The following is a 20,527-nucleotide window of genomic DNA, read 5'->3' on the forward strand; positions in this document are numbered from 1 at the left end:
CGACGCGCCGTCAGTCCCAGAAGGACTTCGTCTTCGCGTACTGTCGCTCCCGCTGGAGGATGTCTCGGTAGAAGTCCTCCTCGTTTTCGCGGTGGTTGTTGATGATGTAGGCGGCGTTTCGCGGACCGACGCCCCGTGCCGCCAGCGCGATGACGGCCTCCTTGCCGTGGCTCTGGACGAGGCTCGCGGATTTATAAGCGCGTTCGGTCTGCTTTCGCTGTTCGTCGTCCTTGTCCTTGCTCCGGACCGACTCCAGCACCTCGTCGGCCCACGGGTTCAGCGCGGCGATGCGGGTCGACCCGCACTCGGGACACTCGGGTTGGTCGTCGACGCGGTGGACCTGCTGGCGGCGGTCCCAGTCGTTGCAGTGGAGACACGCCAGCAGGACGCGGTCCTCCTGAATCCGCTCTTTGACCGTCTCGATGACCGAGGCGTCGGCGTTCTCCGGCGAGAGCAGTTCCCGACCCGACGACCGGCCAGCACGCCCCAGCGGCGTCCGGTTGCCGACCGTTTCGAGGCTGAGTTCGCCGTCCTGTAGCCGCCGGAGCACGTCGCTGGCGCCGTCGGCATCGAGTTGCTCGTGGAGGACGACCCGGATGGCCTCGTCGTAAATCGGCGTGTCCTCCAGCGCCTTCAAGAGGCGGTCCTTGCCGAAGCGGTTCTGGCTGGAGCCTTTCCCCTTCCAGCGTTTCAGCGCGCCGAACTTCGCGGCGACCTGCGCCAAGGTAAACTTGAGCGAGTCGCTGTTCTTGAGGCTCAATTCGATGAGGTGGCCGACGTGGTCGGGGTCGGTGTCCTCCAAGACCTCGACGACGTCTCCGATGGTCGTCCCGCCCGGGACTTCGAGTTCGATGCGGTAGGGGTCGGCCTCCATCGCGACCGACGAGCCGGTTCGCTGGCCGATGAGCGCCGAGAGCAGACGGCCGAGCGTCTCGTTGATGGTGTGTCCGAATGCGGCATTGACGACGATTTCGCGGCCGTAGCCCTCGACGACGATGCGGTCGTCCGAGGGCATCGCGTCGTCGTGTTTTTCGACCGGCACTAAGGCCTGACTCGCGGTGTATTCGTTCGTGGGGAACCGGTCGGCCAACCCTCGTGCGACCATCTCCCGGCTTGCGCCGTCATCAAATCGCTGGCGGGCCTCCGCTCGCGTCCGGCCGACGTGCTGGGCGACATCGTAGGGGACCGGAATCTCCTGGCCGACCCACGACGGCACCTCACCGGTGGGGTCCTCGATGGGCGTCACCAGCACCTCCTCTTCCTCGTCGTCGATTTCGGTGATGCGCCACATCTCGCCGCCCTGGATGAACGTCTCGCCGGGTTGGGCGAAGGTGACGACGAACCGCTCGGCCAACGTGCCGACCGGGTCGCCCGAGGCCATGTCCTTGACCGTGTAGTTGGCCTCGTCGGGAATCATCGAGAGATTGGCGTAGAAGTACTGCCACGTCCCGCCGGATTTCTCCAGTCGGTCCTCGCTTTCCTCGAGCCACAGGATGCGGTTCTCCGAGAGTTCGCGGACGACGGCCTTGAAGTCCTCCTCGGGGAGGTTCCGGAACGGGTAGGCCCGCGTCACGATATCGTAGGCCCGCGCCGCCGACAGTTCGCCGAAGCCCATCAGCAGGCCCGGAATCTGGTTGGCGACGGTGTCGAGGCTGGCGTGGTGGATGCCCGCGTCCTCGACGTCGCCGCGTTCGGCGCGGTCGACGATAGCCAGCGCCTCGAAGGTGTCGTCCGGCCGCGTCGTGATGACCGTCCCCGACGACACCTCGTCGCGGCGGTGGCCGGCACGGCCGACCCGCTGGAGCAGTCGGCGGACCTCTCGGGGACTCGAATACTGGACGACGTGGTCGATGCTGCCCACGTCGATGCCGAGTTCCATCGAGGAGGTACACATCAGCGCCTCGATTTCGCCGGCCTTGAACCGGTCTTCGACCTCGATACGCGCTGATTTCGACAGCGAGCCGTGGTGGATGCCGATGTCCGTCCCGTAGGCCTTCAGCCGGGAGCCGAGACCCTCCGCAGTCTGCCGGGTGTTGACGAAGACGAGCGTCGAGTCGTGCTCGGAGACGAGTTCGTCGATGACCCGGACGTGGCTGGCGACCGACGCCTCGGTCATCAACTCGCTTGCCGCCGTCCGGTCCTCGGGGCGGATTTCGGGCTCTCGGACGTCGACGTCGATGTTCGACCCCGCCGATACCTCGACGATGGAACAGCCGCGGTCCCCCGTCAGAAAGCGGCCGACCTCCTCGGGGTCGCCGACCGTCGCCGAGAGGCCGATGCGCTGGAACGGGCCGGCGTGTTCCCGGAGGTGTTCGAGGCCGATGGTCAACTGCGCGCCGCGTTTCGAGGCGGCGAGTTCGTGGACCTCGTCGACGACGACGTGCTCGACGTCCGCCAGCGCCCGTCGGAGTTTCTCGCCGGTGAACATCGCCTGCAGCGTCTCGGGCGTCGTCACGAGCACGTCAGGCGGGTTCTCGGCCTGCTTGCTCCGCTGGTAGTCCGTCGTGTCGCCGTGGCGAACGTCGATGTCGATATCGAGCACGTCGCCCCACCAGTCGAGGCGCTCACGCATGTCGCGGTTGAGCGCGCGGAGCGGCGTGACATAGAGGGCCTGCAGGCCGTGGCGATGTTCGCGCTCGCAGATGGCCGAAAACACCGGCAACATCGCCGTCTCCGTCTTGCCGGAGCCGGTCGGCGCGATGACCAGCCCGTGCTCGCCGGATGACAGCGCGGGAATCGCCTTTCGCTGTGGCTCGGTCGGCGTCGAGAAACCACGCTTCGAGAGGGCCGCACGCACGTCCGGGTGGAGGTGCGAAAAGGCGTCCATGCCCGTGCTCGTGGCTGGCCCCTGACTCATTGTCCCCGTTTGGAACCCCAGCGGATTAAGCGGACCGCTCCCCTGTGTGGGGTTCTCAGGCGTCTCGACCCCGTATCTCAGCCGGCGACCTCGTAGCCGGCGTCCTCGATGGCCGCCGCGAGGTCGTCATCGGAGACGCCGTCGTCGGCCTCGACTTCGACGGTGTCGGTTTCGTGGTCGGCCTCGACCGTCGAGACGCCGTCGATGCTTTCGAGCGCGTCCGTGACGTTCTCCTCACAGCCGGTACAGGCCATGTCGGTGACGGTGATGGTTCGGTGGCTCATAGGCGACCGTTCGGGCTCCGACACAAAGGCGATTTCGACCCCGTAGCGGTTTTGCCGGTGGAGTCCCCAGACCGGGTGTGCAACTCGACGCGGTCCTCTTCGACATCGACGATACGCTCTGTCGGTACCGCCGGTCGGGCGCGGAGATCCTCGACGCGGCCTTCGAGCGGACCGGCCACGACCCCTTTATCACCCTCTCGGAGTACCACGGCCGGTATCCCGAGTTCGTCGACGACAGCGATTCGATGACCGACCTCCGCGAACGCTGTTTCGCGGCCATCGCCGAGTCGAAGGGCCGAGACCCCGAGACTGGCCGCGCCGTCGCGCAGGCGTTCGCGGCCGAGCGCGACCACGCCAACGTCGAACCGCTGCCGGGCGTCGACGAGGCGCTGTCCGCCGTCGATGGCCTGCCCGTCGGCGTCGTTACCAACGGCGCCCCCGAGATGCAAACCCAGAAACTCGCCGGCATCGGGCTTGAGGACGCCTTCGATACGGTCGTCTACGCCGGCTACGACGCGCCGGCCAAGCCGAACCCCGAGCCCTTCGAGACGGCGCTGTCGGAACTTTCCGCGAGTCCCGACCGGACGCTCCACGTCGGCAACTCCCTGCAATCGGACGTCGCCGGCGCCCGCGCGGCCGGCCTCCGGTCGGTGTGGGTGCCCGACAGCGACGAACCCGCCGAGCCGGAGCCGGATTACACCCTCTCGACGCTCTCGGAGTTCCCGACGCTGCTCTCAGACGACCCCGTCCCTGATTTATAAATAGAACCGCGCCCGTGAGGGAACCGAGTCGGTCAACCGTAGCAATCGAGCCGTTTCAGAGCTTTATTCGGCGGGGGTGACGTCCGTGACCGTGCCGACGCCCTTCGAGCGGCCCTCGCGGAAGACGAACCGCTGGCCCTCCTCGACGAGGTATGGGTGGAACTTGAACCGGACCGTGGCGGTGCCGGAATCCCCCGGCAGGAGTTGGCCGCCCTCGGGGTGGATGGAGACCGTCTCGCTTATGGTTTCGAGGTGGACGACCGGTTCGTAGCCGTCGTCGATGCGCGTCGGGTGGTTCAGCACCATCACCTCGGCCCCGAACTCCCGGACCGGGTCCGGTTCGGCATCGCGGGGGAGCAACACCATTCCGCGGTCGAGGTCGGCCTCGTTGATGCCTTTTAAGGCGATGCCGACGATGCGGCCCGCCGAGGCCTCGTCGACCCGGTGGTAGTGCATCTCGATGGAGCGGACCTCGACCTCCTGAAACGTGCCGTCGGCCAGCGGTCCGACGAGCAGTTCGTCGCCAGCCTCGACGCTACCGGAGCGAATCGTCCCGGAGGCGACGGGGCCGACGCCGGTCACGCTGTAGGTGCGGTCGATGTACATCGAGAAATCGCCCTCCGTCGCGCTCGTCTTCGGCAGGCGCTCGAAGAGTTCGTCGAGGACGGGCAGGCCCTCCATCGTCACGGCACTGGTGGTCAGCACAGGGACGACCTGTTCGTTTATCTCGTCGATGGCCGCCTCGACGCCGTGGCGTTCGACCGGCAGCGGCGTCTTATCGGCGTTCCGGAGCAGGCGCTCGACTTCGCGTTCGACCTCCGCGACCCGCTCGTCGCTCACCGTGTCGGCCTTCGTGATGGCGACGATGGTCGGGAGTTCGGTCGCCAGCAGGATGCCGAGATGCTCGCGGGTCGTCTTCGTCGGGCCGTCGTCGGCCGCCACCACGAGCAGGCCGTAATCGAGTTTCTGGCCGACGAGGCCGCGAATCGTCGTCCGGAGCCACGGCTCGTGGCCGACGGTGTCGACGAAGGAGACGATTCGGTCGGCCTCCTCGACGACGCGCGCACGGTCGGACTTCCGGTGGGGATTGTCCATCCGGACCGCCCCCTCGTCGTCGAAGCCGTAGACGCCATAAGAGAGGTCCGCCGAGAGGCCCCGCTCCATCTCGTGGGGCTGGACGTCGAGAAAGCTCCGGGTCCCGCCCTGTCCGTCGTCGGGGTCGCCGGTCACCAGCGACCCGACGAGGGTGGACTTGCCGTGGTCGACGTGGCCCGCGGTCCCGACGACGATGTGGTCGTCGTCGACGTCGAGGACGGCGCCCTCCTTGAGGGTCGCAACGCCGACGAGGCCGTTCTCGTCGTCCTCGGTGTCGATGGGACCGACACCCCGTTTGGCGGCCGTCCCGTCCGAACTGACGCCCCACGTCTCGACGTCCTCGATGTGTGCGCCCGCCTCCTCGGCGAGCAGCGAAAGGACGTCCATCGACTCGGAGAACGCCTCCGGGGAGATGCCGGCGATGCCGCCGTCGTCGGTGACGCCGACGACGTATGTCGCCTCGCCGTCTCCCGAGAGGACCCGGTGTCGCAACTGGGCGACGAGCGATTCGAGGCGTCCGTCAGAAAGGTGCGTGCCACGCGTGAGCCGTTCTTTGAACTCGACGCTGCCACCCTCCCGTTCGCCCTCCTCGAGGGCTTGGCGGAGCGCGGCTCGGTCGGCGCTCATTCTGTGTGTGGGTAACAACCACGCCGATAAAAGCCTTCCCCGTAGAAGCGGCCAAAATAGCCGTATATCGGCTACTGTGTGCTGTTTTTGGCTCAAAAGTGTCCCGCCGCTCTCGGGCGCTGGTCAGCCGTTCGTACCGTCCTATGGCTCGCGGCTGAGCCGTTCCAGCGCCTCCAGAAACCCGTCGGCGAAACTCGCTTCGGTCGTCTCGTCGGCCGCCGCTTTCGCCGTCTCGTCGGCGTTGGCCACCGCGAACGACCGGCCCGTCACCTCGAACATCTCGGCGTCGTTCTCCGAATCGCCGACGGCGGCGAACTCCTCCGGATAGAGGTCCAGCAATCGCGCCGCGGTCTCCAGCCCCGTCGCCTTGTCGACCTCCGGGGCTTTGACGTGATACGCGTAGCCGGTGTCGACGACGTCCATCCCGTGTTCGGCGGCGATGCGCTCCAGCGGCTCCAGCGGCTGGTCGCGGGCGATGGCGACCTCCGTCTCCCGCCAGCGGTTGACCATATCGACCTCGCCCCAGCCCAGCGAGTGGCCCGCTTCGACGTACTCGGCGACGACGGCCTTCGTCCCCTCGGGGTCACCGTTATACACCACCTCGTCGGCGTCCTCGATGTAGACCGCGCCGCCGTTTTCGGCGATAACGTTCAGCGGCACGCCGAGGAACTCACAGAGGCCGACCGGATACGGGAAGGACTTCCCGGTGGCGATGACGACCGGCGCCTCCCACGCGCGGATGGCGTCGAAGACCCGCGGGTCGATGGACTTGTCCGACCGTGTGAGCGTGCCGTCGATATCGGCGGCCAGCGGTTGCATACCCACAGTCGGGACGCCGCAGGTATCAAAACCCACCCAATCGTATCGCGGGGCATGGTGGTCTCTCACGCCCTTGGCGACATCTACACCGTCGACCCACATCTGATGGGGACGCCCGGCGCGCTCACCCTCTACGTCGTCGACGCGCCGAAACCGACCATCGTCGACACCGGGTCGCCGAGTTCTCCCGAGAAGATATACGACGCCCTCGACAGCATCGGCATCGACCGGAACGAGGTCAAACACGTCCTCGTCACGCACGTCCACCTCGACCACGCCGGCGGGGCCGGCCACCTCGCCGAAGAACTCCCGAACGCCGAGTTCTACGTCCACGAGCGCGGCCTTCCGTACCTAACGGACCCCGACCAACTCGCCCGCCTCACGCGAAGCGTCGACCGCGCGATGGGCACCGAGAACGCCTACAGCGACCCGAAACTCCTCGACGACGAGCGGTGTCGCTCGGTCTCCGGCGGCGAGTTGGTCGATATCGGCGACCGGAAACTCGAATTCATCGACGCGCCGGGCCACGCTCCGCACCACTTCGCCACCTTCGACCCGAAAACCGAAGCCATGTTCTCCATCGACGCCGCTGGAATGCACCTCGCTGGCGAGATGCGGCCGACCACGCCACCGCCGGGCTTCGACCTCGAAGCGAACCTCGAGACGGTCGCCCGCCTGCGGGCCTACGACCCCGAGAAGAACCTCTACGGCCACGTCGGTCCGGGCGGCGAGGACGCCGTCGCCGAACTCGACCGATACGAGGCGCTGCTCCCCGAATGGGTCGATCTCGTCCGGGAGAAACGGCGAGACCACGGCGACGACGTCGCCGCAATCGTCGCCGACCTCGACGGGGAATGGCAGAGTCCGACCGTCCAGCGTGACGTCGCCGGTGTCCTGAAATACCTCGACGAGACCGAATAGGGACTACTCCGTCAGCGTCTCGTAGGCCTCGGTGACCTCCTTGAACGTCTCCTCGTCGCCGCCGCGGTCCGGGTGAACTTCCTTTACCTTCTCGCGATAGGCGCGTGTGACCGCGGCCTCGTCTGCTCCCGGTTCGACGCCGAGGCGCCGATACGCTTCGGCTTTGCTGAGTGACGGCGACGGCTGCGTGCCGGCACGGCCGCGACGACGGCCACCGCTGGCCGCGCTACCACCGGCCCGCTCCTGCTGGCGTCGCTCCCACGCCTCGCGGGCGCGCTGGCCGCGGGCGCTCTCGAAGCCCTCGCGTGGCCCCGCCCCGAACCCACCGGTTTCGGCGTTTCCTCGCCGTCGTGACCCGGCTCCTGCCTGAACGATGCGCTCCCGGAGTTTGCCCGACGACCGGTACCAGAAGACGTAGGTCAGAACGACCATCGGAAGAAGGACGACGACGAGCGCCGGCTCTCGGAGGGCCACGCCGAGGGCGGCAACGAGCGCTGTCATGGCGGCGAACAGTAGCGTCAATCCGAAGACGAGCCGGTCCTGGTCCACACCCGTCGTTAGGTCTCCCCGAAAGTAAGTTCAGGGTTTATGCGGATTCCCGACCAAGACCCGGTATGAGCGTCTCGGGGCTCTGTGAGATATGCGAGGCCGCAACCATCGAGGACCAGTGTGACCGCTGTGGGAGGTTGGTGTGTGAGGACCACTACGACCGCGAGACCGGCCTCTGTACCGACTGCGCGGCTGAAACACGACGGCCGACCGACGGCGAAGGAAACGAGGACCGCGATTACCCCGATGGCGTCGGGGAATACGAGTTCTGACCTACTCCTCCGATATCGACAGCCCGGCGTGCCAGTGGTCGACGCCGGCTTCGGCCTTCTCGCGGTCCATCTTCGCGAGGATAGCCGCCGCAAGCGATGCGGTTTCGGCGGCCTTCCCCTCGCCTTCCGTCCGGAATTCGCCCGTAACGCGGTTGGCGTAGGCCGTACAGACCGCCCCGGCGCGGAGGCCGTAGATGTTGGCCAGCGTCAAGATGGCGCTGGCCTCCATCTCGAAGTTGAGTACGCCGGCTTCCTGTAAAGCCTCGATGCGGTCTTCGGCGCCGGCTGCCCGGAACTCCTCGAATCCGGGCCGGGACTGGCCAGCATAGAAGGAATCCGTCGAGCAGGTGACGCCGAGGTGGTAGTCGTAGCCGAGGCGTTCGGCTGCGGTCACCAGCGCGGTCACGACCTCGTCGTGGGCGGCCGCCGGGTAATCCTCGCGGACGTACTCGTCGCTGGTTCCCTCCTGCCGAACGGCACTCGTCGTGATGACGAGGTCGCCGATATCGACCTCCTCCTGAATCGCGCCACAAGAGCCAACCCGGATGAAGGTCTCGGCGCCGACCCGAGCGAGTTCCTCGACAGCGATGGCCGTCGACGGCGAACCGATTCCGGTCGACGTGACCGAGACCGGCTCGCCGTCGTAACTCCCCCCGAGCGTCCGGTATTCGCGGTGGCGAGCCTGCTCCTCGTAGCCGTCCCAGTAGTCGGCGATGACCTTGATGCGGTCGGGGTCTCCCGGCAGAAGGACGGGGCCGTCGACATCGCCGTCGGCCAGTTCGATGTGGTACTGTACCTCGTCGTTGGGGTCCTCGCTGTCGCCCGTCATTCCAGCGTCTCCGGGGAGATAGTGTTCGGGATGAGTTCGCCGAGCGTGTAGACGACCGGTTCGCCCTCCGGGTCCGATTCGTTCTCACAGATGACTCGCAGGTCGTCGTCGCAGAACTCCCGCAGCGACTGGCGACACATCCCACAGGGCGTGATTCCGTCCCGCTTGCTGCTGCTGACCGCGATGCGAACGAACGAGCGATGGCCGGCCTCGATGGCCTTCGAGAGCGCCAGTTCCTCGGCGTGGACGCTGTTTGAGTAGTTGGCGTTCTCGATGTTACAGCCGGTATACACCGTGCCGTCTTCGGTCTCGATAGCCGCGCCGACCCGGTACTCCGAGTACGGCGCATACGAGTCGTCGACGGCCTCGCGAGCCGTCGCTAGGAGTTCCCTATCGTCCATAGCGGTGCGTCGACCGCCGGAAGCAAATAGCCTACCCTACACGCCGTCGGCCGCGTCGGCGATGGCCGCTTCGACGATCTCGACGACATCATCCACGAGCGCGTCCACATCGTCGCTTTCCGCATAGACGCGGATATACGGTTCCGTGCCGCTAGGCCGGACGAGCGTCCACGACGCGTCATCGAAGGTGAGTCGAACGCCGTACTCGGTGTCGACGCTGGCCTCGGGGAACGCGTCGGGGAGCCGGGTTTCCAGCAGCGACATCGTTCCGGATTTCTGCCGGTCTGGACAATCGACGCTGACCTTCCGGTAGGGCCGCTCCGTAATCGGCTCGCGAAGCGAATCGAGACCATCGCTCGCCACGAGTGCCGAGACCAGCGCGGCGCTGGCGACGCCGTCGATCCAGGTGCCGAACTGCGTGTGGACGTGCTTCCACGGCTCCGCGGCGAAAACGACCGTGGTATCGTCGCTTCCGTCCTCGCGAGCGGCCACGATACCTTCGTGGAGCGCACCGAGTCGGACTCGGTCGACGCGACCACCGGCGGATTCGACGTGGTCGTCGATACGTGCGGAGGCGTTCGGGGTCGTGACGACGATCGGGTCGTCGGCATCGCTCGCTCGGACGTAGAAGCCGGCGACGATGGCTAGCACCGTATCCTCGTGGACGACCTCGCCGTCGGCATCGACGACGACGAGTCGGTCGGCGTCGCCGTCGTGGCCGATACCGAGGTCGAAATCGCCGTCGGCGACGAACGCGCGCAGGTCTTCGAGGCTCTCCGGCGTGGGTTTCGACTCCCGACCAGGGAAGTGGCCATCCACGTTGGCGTTGAGCGCGACGACGTCGGCGCCGAGTTCACGGAGTACCTGCGGGGCCGCGAGGCTCGCCATGCCGTTGCCGCAGTCGACGGCGACGCTGACGCCTTCGGCCTCGCCGACGGTTTGGCGGACGTAGCTAACGACTGCCGAACGGTAATCGTCGAGAACGTCCGACCGTGACGCATCCCCCCAGTCGTCCCAGTCGGCGAGGTTCGATCCGCTGTCGACCCGTGACTCGATTGCCGTCTCGGCATCCAGGTCGTACTCGGTGCCGTCGGCGAACAGTTTCAGGCCGTTGTCCGTCGGCGGGTTGTGGCTGGCGGTGACCATGATGCCTCGTCGCCCCTGCGAGGCGTAGGCCAGCGCCGGCGTCGGGACCTGACCGAGTCGGGTCACGTCGGCGCCGCCGCTTTCCAGTCCGGCTTCGACGGCGGCGACGAGCGCCGAGCCGGTCTCGCGGCCGTCTCGGCCGACCACGAACTCGTCGCCGTCCGCGGCGGCCGCCTGCCCGACAGCGAGTGCGAGCGACGGGGTCACGTACGATCGTACGTCCCCCCGGATGCCGGCGGTTCCGAAGAGTTCCATACCCGTGTTCAGTGGGCTGGGTACTTGACCGTTGGCGAAGTAGCGAACAGACGGTGCGTCCCAGTGATGACCCTTCACCGTACTCCCGCCTCGTCGGGTCATCGGCGATTTCTTAGAGCATGGGCGGTCTGGTCCCGGCTTCGCTTATAAATAGTCGGCTGTGAGCATCCGCCGAGTGGGGCGTCCGAAGGTCGCCCCCGAGGCGGTTCACCGGACGAGGGCGCCGAAGGCGCCCGAGCGTGCAAAAAGTGGCTACGCGATATCCCGGCTCGTGTCGATGTCGACCTCGTCGGCGAGTTCGAGTTTGATGATGTCCGACAGCGCCTCGCCACCGCGGAACTTGGGCACCGCGAGGTGGTTCTCGATGCGGTCGCCCTTCCAACTCGTCTGCAACTGGAAGACGAGGTCGGCCATGTGTTCGGTGGTGTCCCGAAGCGGCGGGACGTCGTGGCCGTCGAGACAGTGGAGGATGGCGAGGCTCTCGGTGTTGTAGATGTGGTTCTGGAGTTCGTTCAGGAAGTTCCGATAGCGGGTCGCCTCCTGTCGTTCGAGGACGTCTGCGGGGTCGATGATGAGGTTGGAGTTTTCGGGAAGCGCCGAAACGAGTTTGGCGGCGTTATCGAGCGGTGCGTCACCGGTCACGTCTCGGACGGTCGGGTCGCCGGTCTGGGTCTTGGAGGAGTCGATGCTGTTGGCGACCGAATCGCCGTTGCGGTCCAAGGAGATGTAGAGCGTCCCGCGGGTCGCGGTCAGTTCGTAGAGGAACAGTTCCGCTTGGCTCGCGGGCTGTGCGGTGAGCGCGACGATGCTTCCGGACGGAATCCCCCCGTTGAGCTTCCGGTCGAGGACGCCGATTCCGGTCCGAAGCCGCTCGCTCATGGGTTCCAGTCCGGGAGCCAACCGATTAAGCTTTCGGGGTATTTGGCGTGCTAATGGCCAACGTCAGCCTGCAACACGGTATGCGTGGCCGAACGCGCCGATGGTCGGGGGATTCAAGAGCGTTCGAACCGGGTGTTCCTCTAATGCGTCACGACCACCTCATCAGCGCGAAACAGTTATCGCGTGATGATATCGAGGCGGTGTTGGACCGTGCCGCCGAGATCGCCGACGACCCCGGCGCGGTCGCCGATGCGCAGGACGGGACGCTGCTCGGCCTGTGTTTCTTCGAGCCCAGCACGCGGACGAAGATGTCCTTCGATACCGCGATGAAGCGACTGGGCGGCGGCACCGTCGACATGGGCAGCGTCGAGTCCTCGTCGGTGAAGAAAGGCGAGAGTCTCGCGGATACCGTCCGCGTCATCGAGGGCTACACGGACGGAATCGTGTTGCGGCACCCCTCCGAGGGAGCGGCCAAACTGGCCAGCGAGTTCGTCGACGTGCCCGTCATCAACGCCGGCGACGGCGCCGGCCAGCATCCGACCCAGACCATGCTGGACCTCTATACGATTCGGGAAAACGCGGGCTTCGAGGACCTCACCATCGGCATCATGGGCGACCTGAAGTACGGCCGGACGGTCCACTCGCTGGCCCACGCGCTGACGAACTTCGACGTGAGCCAGCACTTCATCAGCCCCGAGAGCCTACGACTTCCACGAAGCGTCCGATTCGACCTCCACGAATCGGGCGCACAGGTGCGCGAGCATACGGAAATCGAGGACGTGCTGGAGGCCCTCGACGTGCTCTACGTCACGCGCATCCAGCGCGAGCGGTTCCCCGACGAAAACGAGTATCGGCAGGTCGCCGGCCAGTACCGCATCGACGCCGAGATGCTGGAGGACGCCAAGGACGACCTCACGGTGATGCACCCACTGCCGCGGGTCGACGAGATTGCGCCGGACGTCGATGCGACCGACCACGCGACCTACTTCGAACAGGCACACAACGGCGTTCCCGTCCGCATGGCGCTTCTGGACCAGATACTATGACCGAAACCGAACTCCGCGTCTCCAAAATCGAGAACGGTACCGTCATCGACCACATCACCGGCGGGCAGGCGCTCAACGTCCTCGCCATCCTCGGCATCGACGGCTCCTCCGGCGAGGAGGTAAGCGTCGGGATGAACGTTCCCTCGGACCGCCTCGGCCGCAAGGACATCGTCAAGGTCGAGGGCCGCGAGCTGAGCCAAAACGAGGTCGACGTCCTCTCGCTCATCGCGCCCGCGGCGACCATCAACATCGTCCGGGACTTCGACGTCATCGAGAAACACCGCGTCTCCCGGCCCGACGAGGTCAGCGGCGTCCTCTCGTGTCCGAACGCCAACTGCATCACGACCGAAAACGAGCCCGTCGAGTCCCGCTTCGAGGTCCTCGAGGAGGGCGTCCGCTGTGCCTACTGTGACACCATCATCCGGGAGGCCATCGCGGCCCACATCAGCGTCGCGTAGCGACGGCGGAAAGACTATGCTCCGGGGAGCCGAATCTCTCCCTGTATGTCGAAGAAAGTACTCGCTTTGGTCCTCGTCGCCGCGGCCGCCCTGCTCTACGTCAAAAAGCGGTAACGCCACGGTGGGGAGACCCACGGAGTATCGCCTCCCGACTACCTTTTCCGAACGACTTACCCACGCCGAGCGCCGAGTCCCGATATGTACGGCGTCGTCACGCGAAACGAGGAGGAGGCCCGGTGGCCGGATTTCGACCGCGCCTTCTACGAGGTCAAGGACGTCTCGGGGCGGTCGGCCGAACCCATCGACGAAGCGGTGAGCATGATATCCTGCTTCGGTGACAACGCGGCCGGCGAGGAAAACCCCGAACTCGTCCCCGTCAATCCCGACGGCCAGAAGGCCAACCGGGACCGAACCTACTTCGATTGGGCCTACATCTGCCCGACCCACGACGGCTATCGGGAGGGTCTACTGGAGATTATCGAGGACTGTGCCGAAGTCAACCCCGATATCCGCCTCGACGATGTGGGCTTTCCTCGCCCCGAATACTGCTACTGTGACCGCTGTAACGAGCGGTTCGAGGAGTGGGTCGAGTCCCGCCACGCCGACGGGGAGGGCCCACCCCCCGAGGAGACGGACATCGAGGACCGCTACGAGTGGCGCGCCGAGGTCATCACCGACTTCGTAGCGGAAGCCGCCGACCGCATCCCCGGGAAGACGTACATGACGCTGTATCCGGACCCCTACGAGGGCCACCTCTACGAGCGGGCCGGCATTGACCTCGAGGCCATCGAACCGCTCGTCGACGAGTTCGTCGTCCCGCTGTACGACACCCACTACGGGACGACCTACTGGCTGGAAACCATCGCCAGCGGCTTCGTCGACCGACTCGACACCCCCCTCAGCATCGAACTCTACGCGGTCGACGTCGACATCGACGACCTGATTCACGCCGCCGACGTCGCCGAGGAGTACGCCGAGACGGTCCTGTTCGGCTACGAGGCCTCGAACGCGCGGGCGGCGCTCCGCCGGATGGACGCCGACGAGCGCGACGGCGTCGAGTGGTGAGAAGAGAGCTGTTTCCGCCGGTTATACGGATTATTGTAGTCTTTTACCGGTCATCGCCCCCGTGTCGGCGATGACCGGTAAACTGTTACAATAAACCGTATCAGGCAACCGCACGGACGGCATCGATGAGGTCCTCCCGGTCGCGGGTGTCCTCCGGAAGGTCCTCCGGTTCGAACCACCGGGCTTTGCTGATCTCGTCGTCGGGGTCCTCGACGCTGGGCGTCGTCGTCTCCGCCACCGCACAGAAGACGGGGAGAACACCCCACGTATCGTGGGCGCCACAGCTGATCTCGACGCGGTTGAGCATCGCCAGCCCCTCGTAACTGGCGTCGATGCCGGCTTCCTCGGCGAGTTCGCGCTCGGCGGCCTCCCGGAAGGACTCGGAGCCGTCGACGCCGCCGCCGGGCAACACCCACATGTTTACGCCCTCGTGGCGGACGACCAGCAGTTCCCCAGAGGGGCGATAGACCAGCGTGTGGGCGCCGTAGGGCGCGCCACAGCGCTGGATGCGTTCGGCGAGGGTCCGGAATCGGCCACGGGAGACGCGCTTGCGGTAAGTGCGTTCGAGGCGGCCGCCGCCGTGTGCATCGGTGGTGCGGTGGTAGGCCTGTTCGGCGCGCTGGGTGGCCTCGTCGGCGAGATACCACAGGCCGTCGACGACTGTCATCGCCCTTCCTGTGGAGGGACAGTCGGCGGGCGGTCCTGTGACGTGTTGCGTAAGATATCCATACCAGTTACTTCGGCCCGTCGTGGCAAAAAGCGTTCGCACGGCGAAACGACGGGCTTTTTCCGCATCGGCGAAAAGCGAAGGTATGGCATTCGAGAAAGGCGATAACGTCGTTCTGCACGACGAACACAGCGAGTTCGACGGCGAAACCGGTGAGGTCACGCAGGTCTCCGAGACGATGTTCGGCGACAACACCTACATCGTCCAGTTCGAGGAGGGACAGGAAGCCGGCATCCCCGAGGACTCGCTGGAAGCCGGAGAGGAAGAATCCGACGAAGAAGACGCCGACGACGAGTGAACAGATGAGCGCCGTCCCGTTCCACTACGTCGACCTCCGGACGTTCTGCTACTCGACGGAGGACGAAAAACGGGTGGAGGCGGCGCTGCGGACGTTTCTCCCCGACGACGTCGACATCGAACGCGAGGAAAGCGAGGGGCACCACGGCGACCGGATTCTCGTCCTCTCGGCGCGCCTCGAACGCGCCGACGAGATGCGGCACGCCCTCACGAAACTCGCCGAGTTCGAGGACATCGACGTCCTCATGGACGAACTCGACCAGCGCATCGACGACAACTGCGCGTTCTTCATCCAACTGGACAAACAAGCCGCGTTCAACGGCGACGTCGAACTCGGCTCCGGCCTCATGTTCCGCGGGAAGGTCGAAGCCTACCCCGCGAAAAAGGAGAAGGCCGTCGCCGCCGCCCGCGAGGCGCTAGAAGCACTCGCCGAAGAAGGCGAACTCTAACCCAGCGGTCCTTTTGCGACGTTACGGCGCCCGCTCTAGCAGTGCCGCAACGGCCTGCTGTTCGACCTTCCGAAGGTGTTCCGAGGCCGTTCCCGGGGCACAGTCCAATCGTTCGGCAACCTCCTGGACCGAGCCCTCACGCGGCACGTCGTAGTACCCCAACTCGAAGGCCGCAGCGGCGGCCTCGCGCTGTCGGTCAGTGAGCGTGGCGTCGGCGGTCGACGGCGGGTCGTTGTAGTCGCCGATACGGTCGACGTCGATTTTGGCCTCCGCAGGCACGTTTTCGAGCGCGGCCTGTAACGCGTCGGGTTCGCCGACGGCGGTGAGCCGTGCGGTGCCGTCGCTGCGGAACTCCACGGGCGGAACGACCAGCAGTCCGGGGCGTTCGAAGGCGTCCTCCAGTCGAGCGTCGAACTCCGTCGAGTCCTCGCGGACGTAGGCGTAACAGGCGTCGTCACCCAGCTGCGTGACCCGATAATCGACGATACGCTCCGTCGCTTCGAGCGCGTCGACGAACGCCTCGTGGTCGCCTTCGACGTAGAACAACAGCGTGTCCGGGCCGTCGGATGCGCGGTGGCTGTGCAAGAGCTGATCCGAAACCAGTGCGTCGTCAGTCGTCAGTCGACGATGGACCGGATGCATCGCTGCCTCCTCGAACCGGAGCGTACAGCGGAGGGATTTCACGGTGGGGCGATGTGGTTCCGTATTAAAATATCCTAGCGAGTTAGGCTGTATTGACGCCCCGATTCGGCCCGTTCGGTGAAGTATGTCGATGGAGACAGTTGGGAGGGAACACCCAGGTAGTGACGACGTTCCTGCTCCCTTACAGCAGTACGCCGTCACCACCGAGACGCATCTGAACGCCCCTGCCGTCGTCGTTCGCGCCGACGAGGTGGCCGCCGCGCTCCGGACCGCTCGCAACGAACTCGACTACGACCACTGTGCCTGCGTGACGGCACAGGTCTACGACGACCGCTACGAGACCATCTACCATCTCCGGAAGTACGACGACCCCACGGACGAACTGAGCGTCGTGGTGCCGACGCCTCGCGACGCCCGCGAAAGCCAGTCGGCCGCCGACGTCTACCGAACCGCCGAATGGCACGAGCGGGAAGCCTACGACCTCGTCGGCATCGAGTACGACGACCATCCCGACCTCCGGCGGATATTTCTGCCGGAGACGTGGCAGGGCCACCCGCTCTCGAAGGATTACGACCCCGAGAAGCCGCAGGCCGTCCCCTATCGCCGTCACGAAAACCCCCTGCAGGAACATCACACCGGAGGCGACACCATGCTCGTCAACGTCGGCCCGCACCACCCGGCCACCCACGGCGTTCTCCATCTCGCGGTGACACTGGACGGCGAGACGGTGGCGAACGTCGACCCCGACATCGGCTACATCCACCGCTGTGAGGAGCAGATGTGCCAGCAGGGGACCTACCGCCACCAGATAATGCCCTACCCAGACCGCTGGGACTGGGGCGGTGGCGGCATCCTCAACGAGTGGGCTTACGCCCGGACCGCCGAGTCGCTCGCCGACATCGAGGTCCCCGAGTACGCACAGGTCATCCGGACGATGGCCGCGGAACTCAGCCGCATCCTCTCGCATTTCCTCGCGGTCGGAACCTATGCGCTGGACGTCCTCGGGGAGTTCACCGCCGCCTTCCAGTACGCCATCCGCGACCGCGAACTCACACAGGACATCCTCGAGGACCTCACCGGCCAGCGACTGATGTTCAACTACTTCCGTCTCGGCGGCGTCGCGTGGGACCTCCCGACCCCTCGCGAGGAGTTCTTCGAGACGATTCGGGAGTTCGTCGACGGCCTCCCCGAGAAACTCACCGAGTACCGGAACCTCCTGACCAGCAACGAACTGTTTCAGGTCCGGACGGTCGGCGTCGGCGAGTTGCCGCCCGGCCGCGCGAAGGCCTACGGCTGTACCGGCCCCGTCGCCCGCGGGTCCGGCGTCGATTACGACCTCCGGCGGGACGACCCCTACGGCTACTACGACGAACTCGACTGGGACGTCGTGACCGACGACGGCTGTGACAACTTCGCCCGCGTGGCCGTCCGCCTCGGTGAAATAGCCGAATCCGCGAAAATCGTCGCCCAGTGTGTCGACCTGCTGGAGGCGTGGCCCGCCGAGGACCGAACGGTTCAGGCCAACGTCCCGCGGACGCTCAAGCCAGACCCCGACACCGAAATCTATCGCGCCATCGAAGCCGCAAAGGGCGAACTCGGCATCTACATCCGCGCCGACGGCACCGAAAAGCCCGCCCGCTTCAAGATTCGTGGGCCCTCCTTTTCGAACCTGCAGGCGCTCCCGGAGATGGCCGAAGGCGAGTACGTCCCCGACCTCATCGCCACTATCGGCAGTCTGGACACGATTATGGGCGAGGTCGACAGGTAGGAACGAACGGCGAAAGCGGCGTCAGTCGAGACGCTCGGCGGCGCCCTTGTCGACCAGGACGTCGGCGTTGGGTTCCGGCAGCGTGACGACGTCCTCGGAGCCGAGGTCGTAATCCCGGTTGTCGGCGCCGACGACCTCGCCGATGTCGTCGGTGATGCGGACCGTCGTCCGGGGGAGTCCTGGGATGTCACGGCTCTCCTCGGATGACTCGTCGGTCGTTGACGAGTCGGGGGTCGTCCGTTCGTCGGTAGCGGCCGTCGCCTCGGTACCTGCCCCGGGCGGGGCGTCGTCGGGCTGGACCGCTGTGCGCGAAGCCGCGTCCGGTTCCGGGTCGGGCGCGGGCGGTTCTTCGGGCGGCGCCGAGTCGGGAGTCGCGTCGGTCGCGGTCAGCGCGTCGGCATCCGGGTCAGGAGCGCCGTCGGTAGTCGTCTCGCTCTGTTCGGGGCCTCCGTCCGCCTCCGAGGCCGCAGGAGAGGCCCCCGTCGACTCGGCAGGTTCCTCGGGCCCGCTGCCCATCAGGTCCGCGGCGCTGACGCCCTCGGTGTCGGGCGTCGAATCGGCGCCGGTATCCATCTCCGGTGACGGCTCCGTGTCGGGAGTGGGCGACGTATCCGTGGGCGCATCGACGCCAGCGGTATCCGTCTCCGTCTCAGCCGAATCGACCGAGCAGGACACGGAAGGCGCATCGCCATCGAGCACCGACAGGACGTTGTCGCGGTTGTTCTCGATGCGAACCACGAGGTCGTCGAAAAGCGATTCCTCCTCGTCGGTGAGGCCGTCGACGTCGACGGGCATCCCCGCCGCGGCGATGGAGGCCTTCTTGACGACCTTGCCGACGCGGCGTTCGTAGATGGCTTCGACGGTCTGTTCGGCCGTCTCGATGTCGTTGGTCAGTTGTCGCACTTCGGGCGACGAGAAGGGGTCGTCGGCGCGGTCGACCACGCTGGCGCGCTCCTGTGTCAGCTCCTGAATGAACTCGCCGACCTCCCGATAGAACGACGAACGCAGGTGCTGGAGGTCGCTGGATTGCCGCTCTCGGGCCTGTACGGACTGTAGTTCGTCGAGATTCATTCTCCTGCCTTTGTTGCGTGGCCGCGAGCCATCGCGAACACGCCGACGTACTCCGGGACGGATGCAACTCCCTCCGTGAGCCTAAAGCTTTCCCCCTGCAGTTCGACGGTCACCTCCTCGCGGACGTAGACGGTTATCTCCTCGCCGACGAACGTCTCGGGGACGGCGTCCACGAGCGGGTCGAACTCCTCGACAGCGTCGCGGTCGATGTGCGTGACCTTGAGCCCACTCCCACCGTGGAGGCTGCCCGGCAGCCGAATGAGGCGGTTGATGTCGGTCGTGACCGGTTCGTCGATGGGCGCGGTGCCGTCTTCCAGCACCGACTGAAAGAGGTGCTTGGCGATGCTGTGAACCGCCGGATGAACGTCGACGTTGCCGCGTGCGATTTCCTCGCGGGTGTTTTCGGCGGCGTTCAGCGCCGCCCGGGCCTTCCCCTCGCCGATGCCGTCGAAGCCCTGCAACCGCTCCAGGGCGTCGGCTTCCTCCATCGCGAGGAGTTCGTCGACGAACTCGTTCAATCGCTCACTCGTGCGGCCGGCCCAGCCACCATCCGGCAGCGAGCGCTTCTGGGCCGGTGATTTCCGGCCGGCACTCCCGGCGACGGCTTCCGTCGAGACGATGTCCTCGAACTCGACGTCCTCGCCGAGGACGTAGTCGACGATCTCCCGCCGGGCCGCCCGGCTCAACTCCAGCACGCCGGGGTCCCGAACGTGGACGTGATACCCCCGGCCGCCCGAGAAGACGACGGTCATGTCGTCGAAGGCGAAGTCGTTCTCCAGCAGGTCCAGCAGACGGAGGAGCGCGTCCTTGCAGACCGAGAGCATCTCGGCGTAGCTGTCTTCCTCGGGGTCGACGCCCGGCAGGTGGTCGGCGTCGAGGTCGAAGACGAGGTCTGACCCGCGCCAGCCCTTCTGTCCCATGCTGGAGGCGCCGGGGTCGTCGTATCGGCCGGCCGAGAAGTAGACGTGGCGCGGGCGCTCGCCGGCGAGGAAGTCCTCGAGGCCGCCCCCGCCCACCAAATCGAGATGTGAGTGGTGGCGGACCATCGTCGTTCCACCGTCGCTCCACGTGATGTAGCCCCACTCGCGCTCGTTGGCGGCGGGCGGCGTTGGGACCGCTACCCGGCGGTAGTGGTCGCCGAACCGGCCCTTCAGGTAGTCGCGGGTGCGGCCGTCCATAGCCCGCTTTCGACACTCGGGCGAAAAAGCGTTACCCTACGTGGATACGGTGCGGTTCCTTCACGTGGATAGCTACTGCAAACCGCAAACAGTGTGGGTGTCACGAATCGCCTCTATTAAAAATGAACCGG

At 66.2% G+C, this 20,527-nt stretch carries 22 protein-coding genes; 9 read left to right on the forward strand and 13 right to left on the reverse strand.

From position 1 onward, the window contains the following. Positions 1–10: 10 nt before the first annotated feature. Both U5914_RS10615 and U5914_RS10620 read right to left on the reverse strand, forming a co-directional pair. Positions 11–2,857 (reverse strand): DEAD/DEAH box helicase, encoded by a 2,847-nt coding sequence (locus U5914_RS10615; RefSeq protein WP_336135736.1) that lies wholly within the window; start codon positions 2,855–2,857, stop codon positions 11–13. A gap of 77 nt (positions 2,858–2,934) precedes the next feature. Further along, positions 2,935–3,141, reverse strand: a complete 207-nt coding sequence (locus tag U5914_RS10620) for a heavy-metal-associated domain-containing protein (RefSeq protein WP_336135737.1) — start codon at positions 3,139–3,141, stop codon at positions 2,935–2,937. A 77-nt stretch (positions 3,142–3,218) separates the two neighbouring features. Here U5914_RS10620 and U5914_RS10625 point away from each other — a divergent pair, with 77 nt between their 5' ends. After that, a complete protein-coding gene (locus tag U5914_RS10625) occupies positions 3,219–3,902 on the forward strand; it encodes an HAD family hydrolase (protein WP_336135738.1) in 684 nt (227 codons plus the stop codon). A 63-nt stretch (positions 3,903–3,965) separates the two neighbouring features. Here U5914_RS10625 and U5914_RS10630 read toward each other — a convergent pair whose 3' ends face one another. Beyond that, positions 3,966–5,624 carry a GTPBP1 family GTP-binding protein gene (locus U5914_RS10630; protein WP_336135739.1) on the reverse strand — a complete coding sequence of 553 codons (1,659 nt, stop codon included), beginning with the start codon at positions 5,622–5,624 and terminating at the stop codon, positions 3,966–3,968. A gap of 141 nt (positions 5,625–5,765) precedes the next feature. Continuing rightward, on the reverse strand, positions 5,766–6,443 hold the full coding sequence (locus U5914_RS10635; RefSeq protein ID WP_336135740.1) for a phosphoglycolate phosphatase: 678 nt from the start codon (positions 6,441–6,443) through the stop codon (positions 5,766–5,768). A 54-nt stretch (positions 6,444–6,497) separates the two neighbouring features. Between U5914_RS10635 and U5914_RS10640 the strand changes: the two genes are divergently transcribed. After that, the gene (locus tag U5914_RS10640; RefSeq protein WP_336135741.1) at positions 6,498–7,364 is read left to right on the forward strand and encodes an MBL fold metallo-hydrolase; all 867 of its coding nucleotides are present in this window, start codon (positions 6,498–6,500) and stop codon (positions 7,362–7,364) included. 3 nt (positions 7,365–7,367) lie between these two features. Here U5914_RS10640 and U5914_RS10645 read toward each other — a convergent pair whose 3' ends face one another. After that, entirely contained in the window at positions 7,368–7,913 is a 546-nt protein-coding gene (locus U5914_RS10645) for a J domain-containing protein (protein WP_336135742.1), read from the reverse strand. A 65-nt stretch (positions 7,914–7,978) separates the two neighbouring features. Between U5914_RS10645 and U5914_RS10650 the strand changes: the two genes are divergently transcribed. After that, positions 7,979–8,185 (forward strand): hypothetical protein, encoded by a 207-nt coding sequence (locus tag U5914_RS10650; RefSeq protein ID WP_336135743.1) that lies wholly within the window; start codon positions 7,979–7,981, stop codon positions 8,183–8,185. Between the two features lies 1 nt (position 8,186). Here the strand turns inward: U5914_RS10650 and U5914_RS10655 are convergent, their stop codons facing one another. The 4 genes from U5914_RS10655 to U5914_RS10670 form a co-directional block, all read right to left on the reverse strand. Then, complete coding sequence (locus U5914_RS10655; RefSeq protein WP_336135744.1) at positions 8,187–9,014, reverse strand: nucleoside phosphorylase; 828 nt, start codon at positions 9,012–9,014, stop codon at positions 8,187–8,189. After that, a complete protein-coding gene (gene cdd, locus U5914_RS10660; RefSeq protein ID WP_336135745.1) occupies positions 9,011–9,415 on the reverse strand; it encodes a cytidine deaminase in 405 nt (134 codons plus the stop codon). The genes U5914_RS10655 and cdd overlap by 4 nt, the downstream gene beginning before the upstream one ends. A 36-nt stretch (positions 9,416–9,451) precedes the next feature. Next, complete coding sequence (locus U5914_RS10665) at positions 9,452–10,816, reverse strand: phosphohexomutase domain-containing protein (RefSeq protein ID WP_336135746.1); 1,365 nt, start codon at positions 10,814–10,816, stop codon at positions 9,452–9,454. Between the two features lie 252 nt (positions 10,817–11,068). Then, a complete protein-coding gene (locus U5914_RS10670; RefSeq protein WP_336135747.1) occupies positions 11,069–11,695 on the reverse strand; it encodes an RAD55 family ATPase in 627 nt (208 codons plus the stop codon). Between the two features lie 143 nt (positions 11,696–11,838). Between U5914_RS10670 and pyrB the strand changes: the two genes are divergently transcribed. The 3 genes from pyrB to U5914_RS10685 all read left to right on the forward strand — a co-directional run bounded on the left by pyrB (position 11,839) and on the right by U5914_RS10685 (position 14,264). Next, complete coding sequence (pyrB, locus tag U5914_RS10675; RefSeq protein ID WP_336135748.1) at positions 11,839–12,741, forward strand: aspartate carbamoyltransferase; 903 nt, start codon at positions 11,839–11,841, stop codon at positions 12,739–12,741. Beyond that, complete coding sequence (pyrI, locus tag U5914_RS10680) at positions 12,738–13,199, forward strand: aspartate carbamoyltransferase regulatory subunit (RefSeq protein ID WP_336135749.1); 462 nt, start codon at positions 12,738–12,740, stop codon at positions 13,197–13,199. Before pyrB ends, pyrI begins: the two co-directional genes overlap by 4 nt. Before the next feature lie 198 nt (positions 13,200–13,397). Next, positions 13,398–14,264, forward strand: coding sequence for an alpha-amylase family protein (locus U5914_RS10685; protein ID WP_336135750.1), 867 nt, complete (start codon positions 13,398–13,400; stop codon positions 14,262–14,264). A 100-nt stretch (positions 14,265–14,364) separates the two neighbouring features. Here U5914_RS10685 and U5914_RS10690 read toward each other — a convergent pair whose 3' ends face one another. Beyond that, positions 14,365–14,931, reverse strand: coding sequence for an NUDIX domain-containing protein (locus tag U5914_RS10690; protein WP_336135751.1), 567 nt, complete (start codon positions 14,929–14,931; stop codon positions 14,365–14,367). A gap of 145 nt (positions 14,932–15,076) precedes the next feature. On the opposite strand from U5914_RS10690, the gene U5914_RS10695 reads away from it, so the two are divergent. Together U5914_RS10695 and U5914_RS10700 are read left to right on the forward strand one after the other, a co-directional pair. Then, a complete protein-coding gene (locus U5914_RS10695) occupies positions 15,077–15,289 on the forward strand; it encodes a DUF1918 domain-containing protein (protein ID WP_336135752.1) in 213 nt (70 codons plus the stop codon). 4 nt (positions 15,290–15,293) lie between these two features. Further along, a complete protein-coding gene (locus U5914_RS10700; RefSeq protein ID WP_336135753.1) occupies positions 15,294–15,737 on the forward strand; it encodes an RNA-binding protein in 444 nt (147 codons plus the stop codon). Positions 15,738–15,758: 21 nt separating this feature from the next. Here U5914_RS10700 and U5914_RS10705 read toward each other — a convergent pair whose 3' ends face one another. Continuing rightward, the gene (locus tag U5914_RS10705; RefSeq protein WP_336135754.1) at positions 15,759–16,421 is read right to left on the reverse strand and encodes a helix-turn-helix domain-containing protein; all 663 of its coding nucleotides are present in this window, start codon (positions 16,419–16,421) and stop codon (positions 15,759–15,761) included. A gap of 82 nt (positions 16,422–16,503) precedes the next feature. Between U5914_RS10705 and U5914_RS10710 the strand changes: the two genes are divergently transcribed. Then, positions 16,504–18,147, forward strand: coding sequence for an NADH-quinone oxidoreductase subunit D (locus U5914_RS10710; protein WP_418766761.1), 1,644 nt, complete (start codon positions 16,504–16,506; stop codon positions 18,145–18,147). Positions 18,148–18,168: 21 nt separating this feature from the next. On the opposite strand, the gene U5914_RS10715 is transcribed toward U5914_RS10710, so the two are convergent. Both U5914_RS10715 and priS read right to left on the reverse strand, forming a co-directional pair. Next, positions 18,169–19,218, reverse strand: a complete 1,050-nt coding sequence (locus tag U5914_RS10715; RefSeq protein ID WP_336135756.1) for a DNA replication complex subunit Gins51 — start codon at positions 19,216–19,218, stop codon at positions 18,169–18,171. Then, complete coding sequence (priS, locus tag U5914_RS10720) at positions 19,215–20,396, reverse strand: DNA primase small subunit PriS (protein ID WP_336135757.1); 1,182 nt, start codon at positions 20,394–20,396, stop codon at positions 19,215–19,217. The genes U5914_RS10715 and priS overlap by 4 nt, the downstream gene beginning before the upstream one ends. Positions 20,397–20,527 lie beyond the last annotated feature (131 nt).

The sequence above is a fragment of the Natronomonas amylolytica genome, from assembly GCF_037031205.1.
Classification (GTDB): Archaea; Halobacteriota; Halobacteria; order Halobacteriales; family Haloarculaceae; genus Natronomonas; species Natronomonas amylolytica.

Excerpts from the sequence above, each read along its gene's own strand:
- U5914_RS10615 (WP_336135736.1), bottom strand. The coding sequence starts at position 2,857 with ATGAGTCAGGGGCCAGCCACGAGCACGGGCATGGACGCCTTTTCGCAC.
- U5914_RS10620 (WP_336135737.1), bottom strand. The coding sequence starts at position 3,141 with ATGAGCCACCGAACCATCACCGTCACCGACATGGCCTGTACCGGCTGT.
- U5914_RS10630 (WP_336135739.1), bottom strand. The coding sequence starts at position 5,624 with ATGAGCGCCGACCGAGCCGCGCTCCGCCAAGCCCTCGAGGAGGGCGAA.
- U5914_RS10635 (WP_336135740.1), bottom strand. The coding sequence starts at position 6,443 with ATGCAACCGCTGGCCGCCGATATCGACGGCACGCTCACACGGTCGGAC.
- U5914_RS10640 (WP_336135741.1), top strand. The coding sequence starts at position 6,498 with ATGGTGGTCTCTCACGCCCTTGGCGACATCTACACCGTCGACCCACAT.
- U5914_RS10650 (WP_336135743.1), top strand. The coding sequence starts at position 7,979 with ATGAGCGTCTCGGGGCTCTGTGAGATATGCGAGGCCGCAACCATCGAG.
- U5914_RS10655 (WP_336135744.1), bottom strand. The coding sequence starts at position 9,014 with ATGACGGGCGACAGCGAGGACCCCAACGACGAGGTACAGTACCACATC.
- cdd (WP_336135745.1), bottom strand. The coding sequence starts at position 9,415 with ATGGACGATAGGGAACTCCTAGCGACGGCTCGCGAGGCCGTCGACGAC.
- U5914_RS10665 (WP_336135746.1), bottom strand. The coding sequence starts at position 10,816 with ATGGAACTCTTCGGAACCGCCGGCATCCGGGGGGACGTACGATCGTAC.
- U5914_RS10670 (WP_336135747.1), bottom strand. The coding sequence starts at position 11,695 with ATGAGCGAGCGGCTTCGGACCGGAATCGGCGTCCTCGACCGGAAGCTC.
- pyrB (WP_336135748.1), top strand. The coding sequence starts at position 11,839 with ATGCGTCACGACCACCTCATCAGCGCGAAACAGTTATCGCGTGATGAT.
- pyrI (WP_336135749.1), top strand. The coding sequence starts at position 12,738 with ATGACCGAAACCGAACTCCGCGTCTCCAAAATCGAGAACGGTACCGTC.
- U5914_RS10685 (WP_336135750.1), top strand. The coding sequence starts at position 13,398 with ATGTACGGCGTCGTCACGCGAAACGAGGAGGAGGCCCGGTGGCCGGAT.
- U5914_RS10690 (WP_336135751.1), bottom strand. The coding sequence starts at position 14,931 with ATGACAGTCGTCGACGGCCTGTGGTATCTCGCCGACGAGGCCACCCAG.
- U5914_RS10695 (WP_336135752.1), top strand. The coding sequence starts at position 15,077 with ATGGCATTCGAGAAAGGCGATAACGTCGTTCTGCACGACGAACACAGC.
- U5914_RS10700 (WP_336135753.1), top strand. The coding sequence starts at position 15,294 with ATGAGCGCCGTCCCGTTCCACTACGTCGACCTCCGGACGTTCTGCTAC.
- U5914_RS10710 (WP_418766761.1), top strand. The coding sequence starts at position 16,504 with ATGTCGATGGAGACAGTTGGGAGGGAACACCCAGGTAGTGACGACGTT.
- U5914_RS10715 (WP_336135756.1), bottom strand. The coding sequence starts at position 19,218 with ATGAATCTCGACGAACTACAGTCCGTACAGGCCCGAGAGCGGCAATCC.
- priS (WP_336135757.1), bottom strand. The coding sequence starts at position 20,396 with ATGGACGGCCGCACCCGCGACTACCTGAAGGGCCGGTTCGGCGACCAC.